Origin of the sequence: Nocardia sp. NBC_00881, from assembly GCF_045207455.1 — a bacterium.
Lineage (GTDB): Bacteria > Actinomycetota > Actinomycetes > Mycobacteriales > Mycobacteriaceae > Nocardia.
Genome location: NZ_CP108798.1, coordinates 5,138,240 through 5,156,486, shown reverse-complemented (window position 1 = coordinate 5,156,486; position 18,247 = coordinate 5,138,240). Strand labels below are relative to the sequence as shown.

The 18,247-nt window shown below is 67.5% G+C and carries 19 protein-coding genes; 12 read left to right on the top strand and 7 right to left on the bottom strand.

The annotated features are described in order from the left end of the window. Positions 1-13 precede the first annotated feature (13 nt). From OH799_RS21850 to OH799_RS21835, 4 genes are read right to left on the bottom strand one after another with little or no spacing between them, the layout of a single operon-like run. A complete protein-coding gene (locus OH799_RS21850; RefSeq protein WP_406267122.1) occupies positions 14-961 on the bottom strand; it encodes a 1-phosphofructokinase in 948 nt (315 codons plus the stop codon). After that, positions 958-2,109: an N-acetylglucosamine-6-phosphate deacetylase gene (locus OH799_RS21845; protein ID WP_406267119.1), complete on the bottom strand. Its 1,152-nt coding sequence runs from the start codon at positions 2,107-2,109 to the stop codon at positions 958-960. The genes OH799_RS21850 and OH799_RS21845 overlap by 4 nt, the downstream gene beginning before the upstream one ends. Beyond that, a complete protein-coding gene (locus OH799_RS21840) occupies positions 2,106-3,092 on the bottom strand; it encodes an ROK family protein (RefSeq protein ID WP_406267116.1) in 987 nt (328 codons plus the stop codon). Before OH799_RS21840 ends, OH799_RS21845 begins: the two co-directional genes overlap by 4 nt. 13 nt (positions 3,093-3,105) lie before the next feature. Then, a complete protein-coding gene (locus tag OH799_RS21835; RefSeq protein ID WP_406267113.1) occupies positions 3,106-4,017 on the bottom strand; it encodes an SIS domain-containing protein in 912 nt (303 codons plus the stop codon). Between the two features lie 158 nt (positions 4,018-4,175). Here OH799_RS21835 and OH799_RS21830 point away from each other — a divergent pair, with 158 nt between their 5' ends. From OH799_RS21830 to OH799_RS21800, 7 genes are all read left to right on the top strand, one after another. After that, on the top strand, positions 4,176-5,426 hold the full coding sequence (locus tag OH799_RS21830; RefSeq protein WP_406267111.1) for an extracellular solute-binding protein: 1,251 nt from the start codon (positions 4,176-4,178) through the stop codon (positions 5,424-5,426). A 1-nt stretch (position 5,427) separates the two neighbouring features. Continuing rightward, positions 5,428-6,309, top strand: coding sequence for a carbohydrate ABC transporter permease (locus OH799_RS21825; protein WP_406267108.1), 882 nt, complete (start codon positions 5,428-5,430; stop codon positions 6,307-6,309). Continuing rightward, the gene (locus OH799_RS21820; protein ID WP_406267105.1) at positions 6,306-7,199 is read left to right on the top strand and encodes a carbohydrate ABC transporter permease; all 894 of its coding nucleotides are present in this window, start codon (positions 6,306-6,308) and stop codon (positions 7,197-7,199) included. The genes OH799_RS21825 and OH799_RS21820 overlap by 4 nt, the downstream gene beginning before the upstream one ends. Before the next feature lie 155 nt (positions 7,200-7,354). Continuing rightward, the gene (locus OH799_RS21815; protein WP_406267102.1) at positions 7,355-8,146 is read left to right on the top strand and encodes a DeoR/GlpR family DNA-binding transcription regulator; all 792 of its coding nucleotides are present in this window, start codon (positions 7,355-7,357) and stop codon (positions 8,144-8,146) included. A 149-nt stretch (positions 8,147-8,295) separates the two neighbouring features. Beyond that, positions 8,296-9,099 (top strand): ABC transporter ATP-binding protein, encoded by an 804-nt coding sequence (locus tag OH799_RS21810; protein ID WP_406267099.1) that lies wholly within the window; start codon positions 8,296-8,298, stop codon positions 9,097-9,099. Between the two features lie 127 nt (positions 9,100-9,226). After that, positions 9,227-9,973 (top strand): ABC transporter permease, encoded by a 747-nt coding sequence (locus OH799_RS21805; RefSeq protein ID WP_406267096.1) that lies wholly within the window; start codon positions 9,227-9,229, stop codon positions 9,971-9,973. A 139-nt stretch (positions 9,974-10,112) separates the two neighbouring features. Continuing rightward, positions 10,113-10,910, top strand: a complete 798-nt coding sequence (locus tag OH799_RS21800; protein ID WP_406267093.1) for an ABC transporter permease — start codon at positions 10,113-10,115, stop codon at positions 10,908-10,910. 47 nt (positions 10,911-10,957) lie between these two features. On the opposite strand, the gene OH799_RS21795 is transcribed toward OH799_RS21800, so the two are convergent. Next, positions 10,958-12,187: an RNA-guided endonuclease InsQ/TnpB family protein gene (locus OH799_RS21795; RefSeq protein ID WP_406267090.1), complete on the bottom strand. Its 1,230-nt coding sequence runs from the start codon at positions 12,185-12,187 to the stop codon at positions 10,958-10,960. 89 nt (positions 12,188-12,276) lie between these two features. Here OH799_RS21795 and OH799_RS21790 point away from each other — a divergent pair, with 89 nt between their 5' ends. Next, complete coding sequence (locus OH799_RS21790; protein WP_406267087.1) at positions 12,277-13,362, top strand: ABC transporter substrate-binding protein; 1,086 nt, start codon at positions 12,277-12,279, stop codon at positions 13,360-13,362. Here the strand turns inward: OH799_RS21790 and OH799_RS21785 are convergent, their stop codons facing one another. Then, positions 13,363-14,400 carry an XdhC family protein gene (locus OH799_RS21785; RefSeq protein ID WP_406267085.1) on the bottom strand — a complete coding sequence of 346 codons (1,038 nt, stop codon included), beginning with the start codon at positions 14,398-14,400 and terminating at the stop codon, positions 13,363-13,365. It lies immediately after the preceding gene. Between the two features lie 13 nt (positions 14,401-14,413). After that, positions 14,414-15,001 (bottom strand): NTP transferase domain-containing protein, encoded by a 588-nt coding sequence (locus OH799_RS21780; RefSeq protein ID WP_406267081.1) that lies wholly within the window; start codon positions 14,999-15,001, stop codon positions 14,414-14,416. Positions 15,002-15,152: 151 nt separating this feature from the next. On the opposite strand from OH799_RS21780, the gene uraD reads away from it, so the two are divergent. The 4 genes from uraD to OH799_RS21760 are packed head-to-tail and all read left to right on the top strand — an operon-like array spanning position 15,153 to position 18,231. Next, a complete protein-coding gene (gene uraD, locus OH799_RS21775) occupies positions 15,153-15,656 on the top strand; it encodes a 2-oxo-4-hydroxy-4-carboxy-5-ureidoimidazoline decarboxylase (protein ID WP_406267077.1) in 504 nt (167 codons plus the stop codon). Further along, complete coding sequence (gene uraH, locus OH799_RS21770) at positions 15,653-15,970, top strand: hydroxyisourate hydrolase (protein WP_406267074.1); 318 nt, start codon at positions 15,653-15,655, stop codon at positions 15,968-15,970. Before uraD ends, uraH begins: the two co-directional genes overlap by 4 nt. A 6-nt stretch (positions 15,971-15,976) precedes the next feature. Then, on the top strand, positions 15,977-16,882 hold the full coding sequence (gene pucL, locus OH799_RS21765) for a factor-independent urate hydroxylase (protein WP_406267071.1): 906 nt from the start codon (positions 15,977-15,979) through the stop codon (positions 16,880-16,882). Beyond that, positions 16,870-18,231, top strand: coding sequence for an 8-oxoguanine deaminase (locus OH799_RS21760; protein ID WP_406267068.1), 1,362 nt, complete (start codon positions 16,870-16,872; stop codon positions 18,229-18,231). Before pucL ends, OH799_RS21760 begins: the two co-directional genes overlap by 13 nt. The last annotated feature ends 16 nt before the right edge of the window (positions 18,232-18,247 follow it).

The following is an 18,247-nucleotide window of genomic DNA, read 5'->3' as shown; positions in this document are numbered from 1 at the left end:
CGCGGGCGTCTCCTCATGGCTTCGCGCGTGTCGGCAGGTCAAGGGGTTCGACGCGGACGGTCGGGGCGATTCGGGCGCGCAGACCGCGGTCGATTTCGCCGGCTACCGGGATGACGACGGAGGATGCGGAGGTGGCCACCGTGTCGGTGAGGATGGCGGGCCAGTTCGGGGTGGTCTCGGTCGAGAGTGCGGCGATCACGGCGGCTGTCGCGGAATCTCCTGCGCCGATGGGGTTTCCGGCGAGTGGTTCAGGGAGCACTGCCGACCAGGCGCCGCCGGCGGTGACCGTGACAACCCCTTCGGCACCACGTGTGACGATGACCGCGCGCACCCCCCGATCGATGAGCGGAAAGGCGGCGGTCACGACGTCGGCGGCGGTGTGCGGTTCGGCACCGGTCAGTCGGCGCAACTCGTCACTGTTCGGCATGAGCACGATCCCGGGCACCTGGGCGGCCAAGCGCAAGGCCTCGCCGTCGACATCGCAGATGGTCGGCACCTCGGCCGCGATCGCGGTCCGCGCGATCTCGGCGGGCAGCGAGGGGGCGATGCCGGCCGGCAGTGATCCGGAGATGACCAGCCCATCGATATCGGGTAGCAGACCCGCCACACGAACGGCTAGTTGTTCGGCGGCATGCGGGTTGGACACGCGGGCGCCCGGCTCCCACAGCGCGGTGGCGGTGCCGTCCTCGGACTCGCTGATCACCACGGTGCGGCGTACCCAGGGCAGCGCGTGCACGAAGTCGACCGGCATCTCCAGCTCGGCGACCGCCGCGAAGGCGTGGTCGGAGAACCCGGTCGCCCTCGAGTATTTGCCGAGTTGATTCAGCACGCGGGTCACGTTGATGCCCCTGCCACCGATGCGCTGCTCCACCGAGCGGACCCGGTGGGCCTGCCCGCGTTCGAAGCGCTCGACCCGGTAGGTCATGTCGTACGCGGGATTCATTGTCACGGTGAGGATCACGACAACCACTGTCCTCGTCTGAGCACCCGGCGCAACTGGAGACTGTCATCGACTGTCAATATGTCGGCGAACTGCCCGGGCCGCAGGTCACCGACATCGGTCAGTCCGAGCACGGCGGCCGGGGTCGACGTGGCCGCCAGCACCGCCTCCCGCAGCGGAATATCGGATTCGCGCACCGCCCTGGCCACGCACTGCAGCAGCGTGCTGACCCCGCCCGCGATCGAACCGTTGGTGATACGCGCGACCCCGCCGCGCACCGTGACGGGCTGCGTGCCGAGCCGGTACTCACCGTCCGGGAGCCCCGCCGCTTGCATGGCGTCGGTGACGAGCGCGACCCGTCCCGGTGCGGTCGCGAACACCAGCGCGGCGAATCCGGGATCGACGTGCACGCCGTCACCGATCAGCTCTACGGTCGCGTGCCCCGCCGCCGCGGCGACCAGACTCGCGGCGACCGGGCCGGGGTCGCGATGGTGCAGTGGCGCCATCCCATTCGCCAGGTGGGTGACGAGACCACCGAAGCCATTGGGGTGCAATGCTTTCCGAAACGAATCGAAGTCGGTGTCGCTGTGGCCCAGCGCGACCACGACGCCGTTGTCGACCAGCCGCCGCGCGACGTCCGCGTAGCCGGGCAACTCCGGTGCGATCGTCAGCACGCGCAGATGCGCGCCACCGGCGGCAAGGAGTTGGTCGGTCAGCTCGAGATCGGGGTCGCGCAGAAATCGCGGATCCTGTGCCCCACATCGTGCCTCGGACAAAAAGGGACCCTCGAGGTGTATGCCGCCGAGTACGCCTTCCTCGGCCAATTTCCGCAGCACGGCGGTCTGCGCCACCATGTCGGCGCCGGCTCCCGTGACCACGCTCGCCACCACCGTGGTCGATCCGCTCGCGTGATGCGACTCGGCCGCCGCCCGCGCGTCCGCGCCGTCCACGGTGTCGAACCGATACCCGAATCCACCGTGGTTGTGAATGTCCACCAGCCCCGGCAGCACGACTCCCGAGATCGGCGGCTCGGGTGAATCCAGGTGCCCGGCGCGCCACTGCTGGAACGACTGCACGGCAGCGATCCGCGCTCCGGAAACCGAAACCACCCCGTCGTCCAGGGCCGTGCTCGCCGAAACGATGCGCCCCCGAATCGTCAGGTCACTCATTCGAGTGCCCCCTGTCGGGCGAACAGCGCGGCGCCCGCCAGACCTGCGCGGGCACCATACTCGCCGAGTATCACTCGTGGTGCCGGGACCAGGCGCAGCCGGTCGGCCAGAGCTCGGTGTAGCGGGTCGGTGAGGGCGGCGCCCGCTCCGGCGAGACCGCCGCCGAGGACGACCAGTTCGGGGCAGGTCGCGTGCACCAAGCCGACCAGTCCGTCGGCGAGCGCGTCGACCGCGTCCTCGACTACCGCCGCGGCATCGGGGTCGGTGGTCGACAGAGCGAAAACTTCTGCGGCGCCGTCTATTTCGCGTCCGGTGCGGCGAGTGTAGGCGCGCGTCATGGCCGCTCCGGAGGCCACGGTCTCCACGCAACCGATATTGCCGCAGAGGCACGGTAATCCGCCCTCGCGCCGAACCGGCACATGGCCGTATTCGCCGACTTGCCCGTAGTTGCTGCGTACGAGGCGTCCACCGACGGAAAGCGTGCCGGAGATGCCGGTACCGAGGATGATCACGCACACGTTGTCGTGCCCGCGTCCCGCGCCGAACCGCGATTCCGCCCAACCCGCCACGACGACATCGTGTTCGATGAGGACCGGGATCTTCCAGCGTCGGATGAAGCGGTCGCCGATGCGCACATCCCGCCAGCCGACATTGCTGCTGAACACGGCGATCGAGTTCGCCGTGTCGACGATGCCCGGCAGTACCACCGCCGCACGGCCGACCCGGTGGCGCTGCTCGCCGGACAGTGCGGCGAGCAATCGGTCGCCGAGCTCGCCCATCGCGTCGAACGCGGCCTCGCCCCGCGGGGTGGCAAGGGTTCCGGTCGCGAGCACCGTGGCCGCGGTGTCGGTGATCTCACCTTTGATGGTGGTCCCGCCGACGTCCATTCCGAGCACAAGCGCGTCGTCGGACAACCCCACGGCCGGCTGCGGGTACACCGCCGCAGTTCGGCGTCGGGACGCTGCGCCCGGTACGGAGTTCATCACAAGACTTTGGTCACGGCTCGAGGACCACGGAGCGGTTCAGGTTGCGCGGGTGGTCGGGATCGAGTCCGAGATCGGCGGAGCGCAGCACGCAGAGCTGGTGGACGCGCATCAGGTCGGCCATCGGGTCGATGTCGCGATGTTCCAGGTGTGCGCCGGTGACGGCGACATCGTCGGCGAAGTTCGGCTCCAGCGGTCCGAAGGCCCAGACCGCGCGGCCCGGCGCGGAGATGCTGATCGGGCCGTGGCGGTATTCGGTCGCCAGGTACGCCTCGGTCCATGACTGGCAGGATTCGCGGAGCTTGAGCGCCGCCTCGTCGGCGATGGCAGCCGCGAACCCCATGCCGACGAAGCTGATCTGCTCGGCCCCACGTACTTCGGCGAGCGATACCGCGGGATCCTCGGCGAGCACCGCACGGGCCTGCGCGATCACCGGAGCCAGGTCGTGGCCCAGGTGTGCGCGCAGGATCGCCAGTGTGGTGGTCGCGAAGCGGGTCTGCACCACCGACTGTTCGTCGACCTCGTCGATGAGGATCGGATCGCCCAGCTCCAGCACCGGGGTGCCGGGGCTGGAGCAGATGACGGCACGAGGGATGTGCGCCGGAATATCCCGCATGGCCCGCACCACTTCGGTGGTGGTGCCGGAACGGCAGATCACGAGGTAGCGGTCGTAGTCGCGATCGCGTACCTCGCTCGCCGGCCAGGCATCGGTGCGCCCGTGGCCCGCGCCTTCGCGCAGCGCGGAGATTGCGCGGGACATGAACAACGAGGTTCCGCAGCCGATCACCGCCACGCGCTCGCCCGGCTGGGGCAGTACGGCATGGTGGTCGGCGGCGATGGTCGTGGCGCGCGCCCAGTCGTCCGGCTGGGTGGCGACCTCGGTGGCCAGATGGGTCACGGGGGCGGATTCGGCAGAGAGCGGCACACGGACAGGATCACTCTGGTGATCGTTCATGTCAAATTTACCGGCAAATCAGTCACGTATGATCACCGCACGGGCTAGATTGAAGCGCACGGACGGTATGTCCTCCCATCATCGGCGGTCCGCTGGCGCAGGGTGCGCAAATCTGAAAGGTTCTGCTCGTGAAAAGACCACTCCACCGCGTACTTGCCGGAGTCGCGATGGTCACCGGCCTTGCGCTGGCGCTGTCGTCCTGCGGGTTCGGTTCGAAAGATGCCGCGGACTCCGACACCACGATCAACTTTCTCGCCCCCGCCTACAGCGACGGCGCCACGGGTACCAAGGCGCTGTGGGACGGCATCATCGCCGACTTCCAGAAGCAGAACCCGGGCATCACCGTGAATCTGCAGATGGAGTCGTGGAACTCCATCAACGACGTGGTGCGAACCAAGCTGCAGTCGAAGTCCACCACACCCGACATCCTCAACATCGACGCTTACGCCAGCTTCGCGGGCGACGGCATGCTGTATCCGGCCGCCGACATCGTGTCGGCACCGGTGCTGGCCGACATCCAGCCCGGCTTCGCCGACAACGCCTCGTTGAACGGAACGCAGTACGCGCTCCCGCTGTTCGCCTCGACTCGCACGCTGTTCTACAACACCGAACTGTTCGCCGAGGCGGGCGTCGCCGCGCCGCCGAAGACCTGGGCCGAGCTGACCGACGCGGCGAAGAAGATCCAGTCGCTCGGCGGCGGCGTGTCCGGCTACGGGCTGCCGGTCGGCAGCGAGGAGGCCCAGGGCGAGACCTCCATCTGGACCTTCGGCGCGGGCGGCTCCTGGGCCGACGGCGACCGGATCACCGTGGACACCCCGCAGAATCTCGAGGGCGTCCGGGCGATGCGTGAGCTGATCGATGCCGGCGCGACCCAGCCGAATCCGGGCGCGACCGACCGCAAGGACGTGATCAACGCCTTCATCCAGGGCAAGATCGGCATGATCGAGGGCCTGCCGCCGACCATCGGCCAGATCGCCGCGAAGAACTCGGGCCTGCGGTACGCGACCGCGCCCTCGCCGACGAAGACGGGTGAACCGGTCACTCTGGGCGTCGCCGACCACCTGATGGCCTTCCAGAAGGACGGCAAGAAGACCGAGTCGATCAAGAAGTTCCTCGACTACTTCTATTCCGCCGACGTGTACTCGAACTTCGTGCGGCACGAGGGCTTCATCCCGATCACCAAGAGCGCCGCCGCCGAACTCGCGGACGACCCGGTCACCAAGGCTTTCGCCGGGACGCTGCCGGTGGCGCGGTTCTACCCGAGCAACAACGCGAAATGGGCCGCGGCCCAAGGCGCCATCCGTCAGCAGATGGGCACCATCGGCCAGGGCGCGGACCCGGCCCAGGTGTTGCGGCGGATCCAGGAAGCCGTGAAGTAGCGTGCGGCGCAGAGGAATCCTGGCGGCGCTGCCGTGGATCGGACCGTCGCTGGTCTTGATCGCGGCCATCGTCGCCTTCCCCGCCTGCTACATGGTGTGGACCAGCACCAGGGACCTGAGCGCTTACGGCCAGGACCGCGGCAACATCGGGCTGGCCAACTACCGAACCCTGTTCGGGATTTCGGAGCTGGGCTCGGTCCTGGTTCACACGGTGATCTGGGTGGTCGGCGTCGTGCTGATCACGCTGCTGCTCTCCGCCGCGTTGGCCCAGTTCCTGAACAAGGACTTTCCCGGCCGTACCGCGGTGCGGATGGCGATCCTGGTGCCGTGGGCGGCGTCGGTGGTGATGACGACGTCGATCTTCTACTACATGCTCGATCCGGACGTCGGCATCGCGAACCGGTTTCTCGTCGACATCGGGGTGCTCGACCGGGGTTACGGCTTCACCAAGCAGCCGACGCAGGCGTTTCTGGTGGCGATCGGCGTCGCGGTGTTCGTGTCCGTGCCATTCACCACGTACACCATCCTGGCGGGACTGCAATCGATCCCGGCCGAGATCGACGAAGCGGGTCGAGTCGACGGCGCGCGAGCGTGGCAGCGCTACCGCTATCTCACTCTGCCGCAGCTACGTCCGGCGATCGCGGTGGCGACCATCATCAACATCATCAACGTGTTCAACTCGCTGCCGATCCTGCAGGTGATCACCGGAAGCATCGCGGGATTCTCCGCGGACACCACGACGACGTTGACCTTCAAGCTGATTCGCCAGAACCAGCAGATCGACACCGCCGCCGCGATGAGCGTGCTGAACTTCGCGCTGATCCTCGTCATCATCGCGATCTACGTGAAGGTGATCCGGCCGACCAAGGAAATCGACCGATGACCATCCCAGCGGACGTGACAGGGGTCGCGGGTGCGGTCGAACCCGACGCGCGCACGGGTGCCCGGACCAAGCGCCGTCGCTGGGAACTCACCGCGGTCGGTGTGGTGCTTTCCGCGGTGTTCCTGCTGCCGTTTCTGGTGATGGTGCTCGGTTCGCTGAAGAGCAGGGCCGAAATCCTGCGCATTCCGCCGACATACCTGCCGCAGGAGTGGCACCCGGAAAACTACGCCACGATGTGGAATACTCCGGAAACGCCGCTGCCGTTCAATCTGGTCAGCACGATCATCATCTCGTTCTGCGCGACCGCGCTGGTGCTTGTCGTCGCGATTCCGGCGGGGTATTACACAGCGCGCCATCGTTTTCCGGGCCGCGTGGTCTTTCTCGGCCTGGTATTGGTGACCCAGATGCTGCAGCCGACCGTCCTGGTGACCGGGTTGATCCGGGAGTTCTTCGCACTCGGCATCAACGACACCTGGCTGGCGATGATCCTGGTGAATGCCGCGTTCAACCTGTCGTTCGCGGTGTGGATCCTGCACAGCTTCTTCGCCGCCATCCCGGTGGAGATCGAGGAAGCCGCGCTGCTCGACGGGTTGAACCGCTGGCAGACGCTGATCCGGGTCAGCCTGCCGCTGGTCTGGCCGGGCATCGTTACCGCGACGATCTTCGTCGTGGTCTCGTGCTGGAACGAGTTCGCTGCCAGCCTGGTCGTGCTGACCACACCGGAGAACCAGCCGCTGTCGGTGGCGTTGACCAAGTTCGTCGGACAGTACGACACGGCGTGGCAGTATGTGTTCGCCATTTCCACTGTCGGCATCATTCCGGTGGTGTTGCTGTTCGCGCTCATCGAGAAGCGTCTGGTGGCAGGTCTGACCGCCGGCGGCGTCAAGTAGATGCTCCGGTCCGAGCGGCTACCGGGCGAGCTGGGACAAGCGGTCGATCCGGCATCGCCGCCGGGGAATCTTGACGGTCGGCACCGCGCCTGTGGTCATATTGGTCGCGTGTTTGGAGAAACAGCAGGTCGTTCGAACGGCCCTGGCGGTGTGCGATGACCGGGTCGACGGACCGGCCGCAGCGGTGGAACCGGCTGCTGGAACTGCTCGCCGAATCCGGGCGGCTCTCGGTGGACGAGGCCGCCGAGCGGCTGGGCGTGTCGCCCGCGACGGTGCGTCGCGATTTCACCGCGCTCGCCGAACAGCAGCTGGCGACCAGGACGCACGGCGGTGTCGTGGCGACCTCGGTCGCTTATGACCTGCCCGCCCGCTACCGCCAGACCGGGGGCGAAGCCAAGCAGCGGATCGCGGAATACGCCGCATCCCTTGTCGATCCGTGCGCGGTGGTGGCGATGAACGGTGGCACCACCACCACGGCGGTGGCCAGGGCGCTGGCCGGGCGCACCGATCTCGGGATGTCCGGCGACGATCAGCTGACCATCGTCACCAATGCGCTCAACATCGCGGGTGAGATGGTGCTGCGGCCGCACCTGCGCACGATCGTCCTCGGTGGCGTGGCGCGGCGGGAGTCCTACGAGCTGCACGGGCCGCTGGCCGAACGGGCGCTGGCCGAACTTCGGCTCGACGAACTCATCCTCGGCGTGAACGCGATCTCCGCCGAGGGCGGCGCGCAGTGCAGGCACATCGACGAAGCCGGGGTCACCAGCGAGATGGTGCGGCGCTCCGGACAGGTGATGGTGGTCGCCACTGCCGACAAGCTGGAACGTACTGCGCTTGCCCGAATCTGCGGCATCGAGCAGGTACAGGTCCTGGTTACCGACAGCGACGCCGACGCCGCGGCGGTGGCAGCGATCCGCGCGGCGGGAGTGCGGGTCGACGTGGTGTAGGCGCCGATGGACGGCAACGGGGCCTGTCCCATCCGGATCACTCGTCCCGAGTCGAAATACCCGCCTCGACGCCCGGCATGTAACGATTGCGCAATCTGGCGATGCGATTCGCAATATCAGCGCAACCGGGTGCTCTTAGGGTGACCGTCATGAGCACGGACAGCAGCACTGCCGGGGGGACCGGAATTCATATCAGCGGGTTGACCAAGACCTTCCGGGTCGGGCGGAAAACGGTGCAGGCGCTGGATTCCGTAGATCTGCATACCGAGCAGGGCGCGTTTCTCGCGCTGCTCGGTCCGTCCGGTTGCGGCAAGTCCACGGTACTTCGCATTCTCGCCGGGCTGGAGACGCCGACCGCGGGCAAGGCGCTGATCGACGGCGAGACACCCGCCGAACTGCGCGGCCACCACGAATTGGGCATCGCGTTCCAGGATTCGGCGCTGCTGCCCTGGCGTTCGGTGGAATCGAATATCAAGTTGCCGCTTCAGGTCGCCGGAATGACGCCAGATCCCGCGCAGATCGCCGAGCTGGTCCGGCTGGTGGGACTGGACGGATTCGAGAAGGCCAAACCCGCGCAGCTGTCCGGCGGCATGCGCCAGCGTGTCTCGATCGCGCGGGCGCTGGTGGTGAAGCCGACTGTGTTGCTGCTGGACGAACCGTTCGGCGCTCTCGACGACATGACCAGGCAGCGGCTCAATCTGGAGCTGCTGCGAATCTGGACCGAGAAGCCGGCGACCACGCTGATGGTCACACACGGCATCGCCGAGGCGGTGTTCCTGTCCGACGTGGTGGCCGTGATGAGTCCGCGGCCGGGCCGGGTGCTGGAGCTGGTCGAGATCGATCTGCCGCGTCCGCGGCTGCCCGAGATGATGCGAACGCCGGAGTTCCACAAGCTGCACGACTATCTGTCGGAGCTGCTGTTCGGAAAGTCCGGGAAGGGAGGTGTGGCATGAACGCCCATGATCCGGCGCGCTGTCCGCGCAGCGGTGAGCCCGGCCGGCAGCGGGTGAGCACGCACACGCAACCGGTGCGGCTCCACCCGCTCCCGTGGCCCCTCCGACGTGGCAGGGGAGGCGCACAATGAAGCGCCTCGGCGGCGTGCTCGGCGTACTCGGGCTGATCGCGGTGTGGTGGATTCTCGCGGCGCTCGGCGTAGCAGGCGGCACCATACCCAGCCCGTGGCAGGTGCTGCACACCATGGGCACCGACGGATGGGGGCTCTACGGCCCCAACTTCCGGATCACCGCGCTCGGTGCGCTGAAGGGGTTCGTCTGGGGCAACGGGTTGGCCATCGCGCTGGCCATCCTGATTGTGCTGGTCCCGCCGATCGAGTCGCTGGCCACCCAGCTGGCGATCTTGAGCTACTGCACGCCGCTGCTCGCGCTCGGCCCGATCATCCTTGTCGTATTCGGTGGACGAACTCCTACGGTGTTCCTCGCCGCGATGTATTGCTTCTTCACGACGATGGTCGGCACCGTCACCGGGTTGCGATCGGCCGACCGGACCAGCCTCGAGCTGGTGCGCGCCTACGGTGGTGGGCGCTGGCAGCAGTTGTACCGGGTGCAGGTGATATCGGCGCTGCCGAACACGCTCGCGGCGTTGAAGATCGCCGCGCCGTCCGCCGTGCTCGGCGCGATCATCGGCGAATATCTCGGCGGTGTGGACAGCGGCATCGGGGTGGCGCTGACCGCAGCGCAGACCGCCTACAACGTCCCGCGCACCTGGGGCATGGCGCTGGCCGCCGCGGCGCTGGCCGGACTCGGGTACGCGGTGGTGGCCCTGGCCGCACGGCTGGTCGCTCCGTGGACTGCCCAGGAGGAGCGATGAGGGACCATTGCGCAGCGCCTGATTGCTCCGACCGGGTGCGGGTGTCCCGCATGAGCACAGGAGGAGCGATGAGGGACCATTGCGCAGCGCCTGATTGCTCCGACCGGGTGCGGGTGTCCCGCAAGGCGCAGGGGGAGAGATGAAACTGCTGCGACGGATCGGACGATTCCTGTTCCCGCTGGGAACCTCGCTGCTGCTGATGCTGGCGATCTGGTACGTCTTCCTGAAAGCTTTCCCGCAGGTCGGGCCGCGGGTCGGTAAGTCGCCGGGTGACATCTGGACCTATCTGGTGACCGCGCCCCACGCGAGCACCGCGCGACAGGCGATCATCGACGATCTGCAGATCACCCTGCGGGACGCGGCGATCGGGTTCGGGGCGGGCATGCTCGCCGCACTGGTGGTCGCGGCGCTGTTCGTGTCGTTCGCCGCCGTCGAGCAGACGTTCCTGCCGGTGGCGATGTTGTTGCGCTCGGTGCCGCTGGTCGCGCTGACCCCGATCATCGTGCTGGTGTTCGGCCGCGGACTGGCCGGGGTGACGGTGATGGCCGCGATCGTCGTGTTCTTCCCGGCTCTGGTCATGGTCATGGCGGGACTGCGCACCGCCCCGCGTCAGGCCTTGGATCTGGTGGCCGCGTATGGCGGATCCCGGTGGACCGGGCTGCGGATGGTGGCCGTCCCCGCCGCGCTGCCCTCGGTGTTCGCCGCCGCGCGAATCTCGGTGCCCGGCGCGCTGATCGGCGCGCTGCTCGGAGAATGGCTCGGCAGCGGAACCGGGCTCGGCGCCAGCCTGATCCGGGCCATCCCGACCTTCCAATACAGCAAGCTGTGGGCGTCGATCGTCATCGTGACGCTGGTTTCGGTGGTGCTCTACGCGATCGTCGGCGTGGTCGAGAACCTGGTACTCGCGCGCTTCGGGACGGAGGCAGGACGGTACTGACCGGCCGATCCGGTCGGCGGAATTCGCGCAAATCCATGCTCGGAACGTCAAAGTAAAGAAATTAACGCTTCTCCCGCTTGAAGGCGGGAGATTTCACGCTCGGACCGCAACCCCCCAGCCGCCCGAAGGAGGTGATCGGATTGTCTGACGTCGTCAACACGTGTGTGGCCACGTTCTGCCACAGCCAGAATCACTCTGGCGGCGTTCCGGTCCCGACAGGCGGTGTACTCGCAGTCGTGGCACCGGAAAGTTCGTTCGGCGAGTTCGAGGTGCTGCTTGGCTCTCGCGAAACACCTCGAACACGTCATCGTCGTAAAGGCGGGCCGCACCAACACCACCTTCCGGCCGGCCCGCGTGGCACGCTCGATCAGTTCGGTCTTCGTCACGCCGATGGCCGCGTCGGCGGCCTTGCGGGCCATCGTGGACTTGGCCAGGAACTTCGGGGTGAAATCCTCCACCGCGATCAGATCATGATGGTCGACAACGCTTTTCGCCCACACCCGCGCATCATGTCGGGTTTGGCGGGCGGCTTTCTTGTGCAGCTTGATGGCCTCACGGGCCGCCCGCTGATACCCCCTGGATTGCGGGCCGCGTGTGCCGCGGCGGCGTCTGGCAATCTTGCGTTGCGCCCTGGCCAGTTCGGCGGCACAACGTGCACGATATCCGCGATAGGGCAGATCGAACGACGGGGCGGTGGCGGTGGCCGTGGCACGCACACCCCAATCGAGGCCGATACCGCCCTCGGCCACCGGTGTGGGATCGACAGTGCGGCGGACGACGAACGAGGCGAACCAATACCCGAGCGAATCCCGGAAAACGCGCACACTGGACGGCTCCGACGGCAACTCCCGCGACCACACCACCGCAATGCTCACCCCCTTCGCCAGCACCAACCGCCCACCGCGGAGACTGAACCCGCGCTTCGTGTACTCCAGCGCCGGCCGGGTCTTCTTGCGGGGTTTGAACCCAGGCCGGCCTCGACCCTTGACGGTGAACGGCTGATCGAGCGCTCGCGCATAGGTGCGCAGCATCTGCTGTTGGACGACTTGGGAACCCTCCCGCAACCACGCGCTGCGCGAGCGAGCCTCGGTCAGCAGCTTGCTCAGCGTCCCGAACGTCGGCCTGTTTCCCGATTTCTGCTGGTAGACAGCCTCATTCCACAAAAACCGGCAGGGATGCCACTCAGCTTCCAGACCGGACGCCACAGTGGAACCCGGCCGCAACCGATAGCTGTACCGCACCACCTCCTCCATGCCCGCGAATCTAGCCGACACCACCGACACACCACCCCGACACAAGAACCCGCGAAAGGAGGACGGCGCTTCCGCACCCTCGCGAACGAGGGAGCCTCCGCGCCGCACACCTGATGACACCCATGCAACGCTCGTTCGGGCACCTGAGCCGACGCTCGTTTCTCCGTTACTCCGCACTGACCGGCGCCGTGCTCGGCGGTGCCGGAGCGCTGGCCGCCTGCGGCAGCGATTCCAGCGACTCGTCGGGTGGGTCGACCCCGGACGGTTCCCGATACGGCAGGGTCGCGGTGCAGCTGTCCTGGCTGAAGAACATCGAGTTCGCCGGAGAGTACTTCGCGGACTCGAAGGGCTATTTCAAAGAAGCAGGCTTCGGTTCGGTCGATCTTGTCGCGGGCGGTGCGGCGAGCACCTCGGTGGAAGCGGGTTTGGACACCGGAAAGGTGTGGCTGGGACTTTCCGCGCCGCAAACCACCGCGCCCGCGGTCCTGGAGGGCTTGCCCGCGAAGATCGTCGGCACCACCTACCAGAAGAACCCGTTCGCGATCGTCAGTTCCGCCGCCAAGCCGATCAGGACACCCGAGGACATGAAGGGACGCAAGATCGGTGTGCAGGACACGAACCAGCTGATCTTCAACGCGCTACTCACGGCCAACGGCCTGAAGCCGAGCGACGTCACCATCGTGCCCGCCCAGTTCGATCCGACCCCGCTGGCCAGCGGCGAGGTCGACGGATGGGTCAGCTACGTGACCAACGAGCCGATCACCTTGGCGGCCAAGGGTTTCCTGAACACGCATTTTCTGTTCGCCGACTTCGACCTGCCATTGGTCGCCGAGACGCTGACGGTGAAGCAGTCCACGATCGACAAGGAGCGCGACAAGCTGAAGGCATTTTTGGTCGCCGAGATCAAGGGCTGGAAGGACGCGGTGGCCGCCCCCGCCGAGGCGGCCAGGCTGGCGGTCGAGGTGTACGGCAAGGACCAGAAGCTCGATCTCGACGAGCAGACGAAGGAGGCCGCCGCCCAGAACGAACTGGTGGCCTCGCCGGACACGGCCGCGAACGGCCTGCTCACGATGACCGACACACTGATCGAGCAGAACATCGCCGCGCTGCGTGCCGCCAAGATCGACATCAAGGCCGAGCAGTTGTTCGACCTGTCCGTGTTACGCGAGGTATATGCCGAGAACCCTGATCTGAAGTGACTAGATTCTCAGTCCCACAACAGTTTTCGGTGTAACCGGAATCTCGCCGCTGTATGGGTCGGACGGTCGCGCCGGTTGGGCGGCGCGCGCGGCGAGTAGTTCGGCTGCGATCGCGACCGCCACCTCCGGCGCGGTGCGCGCGCCGATGTCCACACCCGCCGGGGAATGCAGGCGGGCCAGTGTCTCGTCGCCGAAACCGCCTGCCCGCAGGTCCTCCATGCGCCGGAGGTGCAGCTGACGTGACCCTATCGCTCCGAGATAACCGAGCTCGGGTAATCGCAGCGCGACGGTGAGCAGTGGAATCTCGAACATGGGGTTGTGCGACAGGACGACGATGCCGGTGCTGCTGTCGATTTCCTCCGCCGAGGACAGGGTGTTGAGATACCGGTGCGGCCAGTCGACGACGACCTCGGCACCCGGAAACGATTCCGGCGTCGCGAAATTGGGTCGCGAGTCGCAGATCGTCACCCGGTATCCGAGCAGCCGGGCCTGCACCGTGAGTGCGGCGGCGAACGAGTTGGCGCCGAAGATGATCAGCCTGGGTGGCGGGGCGACCGAGGCGACGAACACATCCGAATCCGGCAGCGCGACCAACTCGGTGGCGTGTTTCTTGTCGGTGATCAGGTGCTGGCCGATCAGGTCCTGGTCGGAATTCCACACCACCGTGAAAACGGTGACCCTGCGATGCGCGGCGATCTCGGCCGCCACGTCGGGAAACTCGGGAAAGTGGCGGCGGGAGAACGGCTCGGTGAAGACATCCATCATGCTCTCGCCGTTCGCGCCCGTCTCCATTCCGGTAGCCACGCCGTAGCGGTGCAACGCGCGACGGCCCGTGCGCGCCGCTTCGAGTACTGCCTCGTAGGCGATCTCCTCCAGCCCACCGGCGCCGACGGCCCCGTACGCGCCGCCATCCTGGTCGACAAGCATTGCCGAGCCCATCGGTAGCGGGGCGGAACCCACCGTGCGCACGATGGTGGCAAGCCCACCCGTCCGGCCCGAATGCCACACCCGCAACAGATCGTCGACGATGTCCCGCATCAGCTAGCTCCGATCACCGTGCGGTCGTGACCGGGAAGTCACGATCGACCCCCGTCGCCAAATCGTCGCACGTGACGCATACCATATCGTCCCTGCCTGACAAATATGTGCGAGCTCCGGAATCTCCTACGGCGGCAGTGCAAACCGCGTTCCAATGCTTGTGTGCAATCACGACGGGATGGCCCGGTGTGTTGTGGAACACAGCCCGTGCGAGACCGCTCGTCGCCGCGAACGCGGCGGCGGTCACCCGAGCGACCACCTCGGCTCCGACATCCGGGGTGTCGACCGGCATGATCGCGGCGAACCGCGCGGGCGTGCGCGCCACCGCGATCAGCCCCGCCCGCAGCGAGGCGCCGAGTCCGGTGGCCCAGTCCGCCGCCCACACATACTGGGCGCCCGGCGGCAGATCGACGATCTGCGGCGAAGGGCCGGTCGCACCGAGGACCACGATCACCGGTTCACAGCCTGCACCGGTCAGCGCGGCCACCGCGGCACGCAGCCACGCGCCACCTTCGGCGATGGCCTTCGGCCGCCCGTAGCGTGTTCCGGCGCCCGCGGCGAGCACGATGCCCGCACAGGCCGGGGATAGAGGGACAACCATGGGTATGAAGGTAATACCGCGTCGTTTCTTCCGCACGAGGCAAAACCGGTGCTCAGAGGGTATGCCCTGCCGTGTCGCCCGATGCGACACGCCGAAGGTGATCTCGCGCTCTCCGGTGGCGGCCGGGCGGGTCGTGGTCGATGCTGGTTCGATGACAGACCAGGGACCGGGCATCGCGGGATTCGCCGCGATGTCCGACGACGCGGCCTATCAGGCGTTGCTCGCCTGTTGCTCGTCGCCGGGGCTCGCTCGTTCGCTGGTCGCGGGCCGCCCGTATCCGAGTGCCGAGGCGCTCTTGGACGCCGCCGACGCGGCGGTGATGCGGCTGCCCGAGTCCGAGATCGATCTGGCTCTCGCGGCGCATCCCCGGATCGCGGAGCGGCCGCGTTCGGCGGCCTCGGCGCGTGAGCAGGCCGGGGTCGCGACGGCCGCGGCCGCGGTTCGCGCGGCGCTGGTCGCGGGCAACCGCGCCTACGAGGAGCGGTTCGGGCACATCTACCTGGTATGCGCGACCGGCAAGTCGGCTGAGCAGCTGCTCGCGCTGCTCACCGCCCGGCTGCGCAACGATCCCGAGATCGAAAGGCGAGTTGTGCGAACTGAACTGGCGAAGATCAACCGGATCCGGCTGTGCGGGTTGCTGGAGTACCGGCGATGAGCACGCTGAGCACCCATGTGCTGGACGCGGTGCGCGGCATGCCCGCCGCCGGGGTCGCCGTGACGCTGTATCGGCACGCGCGGCAGCTCGATTCGAGCGCGACCGACGACGACGGCCGGATCGGGACGTTCGGCGCGGAGCTCGAACCGGGTACCTACCGTCTTGTGTTCGACACCGGCGCCTATTTCGCTCGCCGCGAGGTCGAATCCTTCTACCCGGAGGTCGCCATCACGTTCGCCGTCACCGAAGAGCGGCATTACCACGTCCCGTTGTTGCTGTCGCCTTTCGCTTTTTCCACCTACCGAGGGAGCTGAGCCGAGATGGAACTGACCGGGCCGATCGTGCTGTCGGATCATCGATACGGCAAGGCGGAGAACCGGATCGTCCGGATATACCGGGAGACCGCGCGGCACGAGATCCGCGACGTGAACGTCTCCACGGTGCTGCGCGGCGATTTCGCCGACGCGTACGTCGCGGGCAGCCAGGCGAAGGTGCTGCCCACCGATACCCAGAAGCAGACCGCGTACGCCTACGCGAAGCAACCGGGACTGCGGGCGATCGAGGACTACGCGCTGGCTTTGGCCGGTCATTTCGTCGCCGAGATCGAGCCGGTGACCAGCGCGCGGGTCGACGTCGACGAATACGCCTGGCAGCGGGTGCCGGTCGAGGGCGTCGAGCACGATCACACCTGGGTGCGCCGAGGCCCGGAGGTGCGTACGGCGGCGGTCACCGTGGCGGGCAAGGGTGAGGACCGGGAGGCGTGGGTCGTCGGCGGAGTGAAGGACCTGACCATCCTGAAGTCGACCGGCTCCGAGTTCGCGGACTTCCTGACCGACGAATTCACCGTGCTCGCGCCGACCCACGATCGGGTGCTGGCCACTTCGCTGATCGCCGAGTGGCGGTTCGCGACCACCGACGGGGTCGCCTGGGATGAGGTCTACGCCGGGGTGCGGGCGCGGCTGGTGGAAACGTTCGCGACGAAGCACTCGAAGGCACTGCAGCAGACGTTGTTCGAGATGGGCAAGGCCGCGTTGGCGGCGTACCCGGTGCTGGCCGAGATCCGGCTCGCCGCCCCGAACAAACACCACTTCGACTACGACCTGGGCCGGTTCGGCATCGAGAACCGCGGCGAGGTCTACCACGCCGCCGACCGTCCCTATGGCCTGATCCATGCCACCGTCGCGCGTGCCGACGCACCGGAAGCCGGGCCCGCATGGACCCGGTGACCATCATCGAGGGCTGTGCGATCGCGACGGTCGACGCGCAGCGCACCGAATACCGGCGCGGTCATGTCGTTGTACGCGGCAATCGGATAGCGGCGGTCGGTGCGGGGCAAGCGCCCGAACCCGAACCGGGCGCGCGGCGCTTCGACGGCCGGGGCTGTCTGCTGACCCCGGGGCTGGTGAATACCCACCACCACCTCTACCAGTGGATCACCCGCGGCCTCGCGGTGGACAGCTCGCTGTTCGAGTGGCTCACCACGCTGTACCCGATCTGGGCGGGTATCGACGAGGACGCGGTGCGGGTCGCCGCCACCGGTGCACTCGCCGCACTCGCGGGAACAGGGTGCACCACCACGACCGATCACCACTATCTCTTCCCGCGCGAGGGCGGTGACCTGCTCGGCGCCGAGATCGCCGCGGCGGAGGAAGTGGGTCTGCGCTTCCATCCGTGCCGTGGCTCGATGGATCTGGGTGCGAGCACGGGCGGGCTGCCCCCCGATCACGTGGTGGAGAGCCTGGACGACATTCTCGCCGCCAGCGCGGAAGCCATTGCCCGCTGGCACGATCCGTCGTTCGACTCGATGCTGCGGATCGCGCTGGCCCCATGTTCGCCGTTCTCGGTCACGCCAAACCTGCTGTGCGAATCGGCGGTATTGGCCCGCTCGTCCGGGGTGCGGCTGCATACCCACCTCGCGGAGACCATCGACGAACAGCACTACTGCGAGCAGAATTTCGGCTGCACGCCCGCGCAGTACCTGGAGCGGCTCGGGTGGCTCGGCCCTGACGTCTGGTACGCGCACGCCATCCACCTCGACGACGCCGCCATCGCCACCATGGCGAAAACCGGCACCGGCGTGGCACATTGCCCGACCTCGAACGCGCGGATCGGCGCCGGTGTCGCTCGCACCGCCGCCTTGGTGCATGCGGGCGTCCCGGTGGGACTGGGCGTCGACGGCGCCGCGAGCAACGAAGCCGGATCGATGATCGAGGAACCGCGCAACGCGCTGCTGTATGCCCGCAACAAGGGTGGTCCCGGTGCGATGACCGCCCGCACCGCGCTGGAACTGGCCACCATCGGCGGCGCCAGAGTGCTCGGGCGAGATACCGAGATCGGCTCCATCGAGGTGGGCAAACTGGCGGACCTGGCGCTGTGGCGCCTGGACACGGCCGCACACGCCGGGATCGACGACCCGGTGACCGCGCTCGTCCTCGGCTCCGCCCCGCCACTGGCCGCGCTGATCGTCAACGGGCGCGCGGTCGCGCGGGATGGTGAAGTGCGTACCGTCGCGATGGATGCGGTCGCCGCGCAGGTGGCGCGCGCGCAAGCGGCGTTGATCGCTAAGGCGGGGTGATCCGGTCTGTTCATCT

Bases quoted from the DNA above. Each gene is read 5' to 3' on its own strand.
- OH799_RS21845 (WP_406267119.1), bottom strand. From the start codon at position 2,109: ATGAGTGACCTGACGATTCGGGGGCGCATCGTTTCGGCGAGCACGGCC.
- OH799_RS21840 (WP_406267116.1), bottom strand. From the start codon at position 3,092: ATGAACTCCGTACCGGGCGCAGCGTCCCGACGCCGAACTGCGGCGGTG.
- OH799_RS21820 (WP_406267105.1), top strand. From the start codon at position 6,306: ATGACCATCCCAGCGGACGTGACAGGGGTCGCGGGTGCGGTCGAACCC.
- OH799_RS21815 (WP_406267102.1), top strand. From the start codon at position 7,355: ATGACCGGGTCGACGGACCGGCCGCAGCGGTGGAACCGGCTGCTGGAA.
- OH799_RS21810 (WP_406267099.1), top strand. From the start codon at position 8,296: ATGAGCACGGACAGCAGCACTGCCGGGGGGACCGGAATTCATATCAGC.
- OH799_RS21805 (WP_406267096.1), top strand. From the start codon at position 9,227: ATGAAGCGCCTCGGCGGCGTGCTCGGCGTACTCGGGCTGATCGCGGTG.
- OH799_RS21800 (WP_406267093.1), top strand. From the start codon at position 10,113: ATGAAACTGCTGCGACGGATCGGACGATTCCTGTTCCCGCTGGGAACC.
- OH799_RS21790 (WP_406267087.1), top strand. From the start codon at position 12,277: ATGACACCCATGCAACGCTCGTTCGGGCACCTGAGCCGACGCTCGTTT.
- OH799_RS21785 (WP_406267085.1), bottom strand. From the start codon at position 14,400: ATGCGGGACATCGTCGACGATCTGTTGCGGGTGTGGCATTCGGGCCGG.
- OH799_RS21780 (WP_406267081.1), bottom strand. From the start codon at position 15,001: ATGGTTGTCCCTCTATCCCCGGCCTGTGCGGGCATCGTGCTCGCCGCG.
- uraD (WP_406267077.1), top strand. From the start codon at position 15,153: ATGACAGACCAGGGACCGGGCATCGCGGGATTCGCCGCGATGTCCGAC.
- uraH (WP_406267074.1), top strand. From the start codon at position 15,653: ATGAGCACGCTGAGCACCCATGTGCTGGACGCGGTGCGCGGCATGCCC.
- pucL (WP_406267071.1), top strand. From the start codon at position 15,977: ATGGAACTGACCGGGCCGATCGTGCTGTCGGATCATCGATACGGCAAG.
- OH799_RS21760 (WP_406267068.1), top strand. From the start codon at position 16,870: ATGGACCCGGTGACCATCATCGAGGGCTGTGCGATCGCGACGGTCGAC.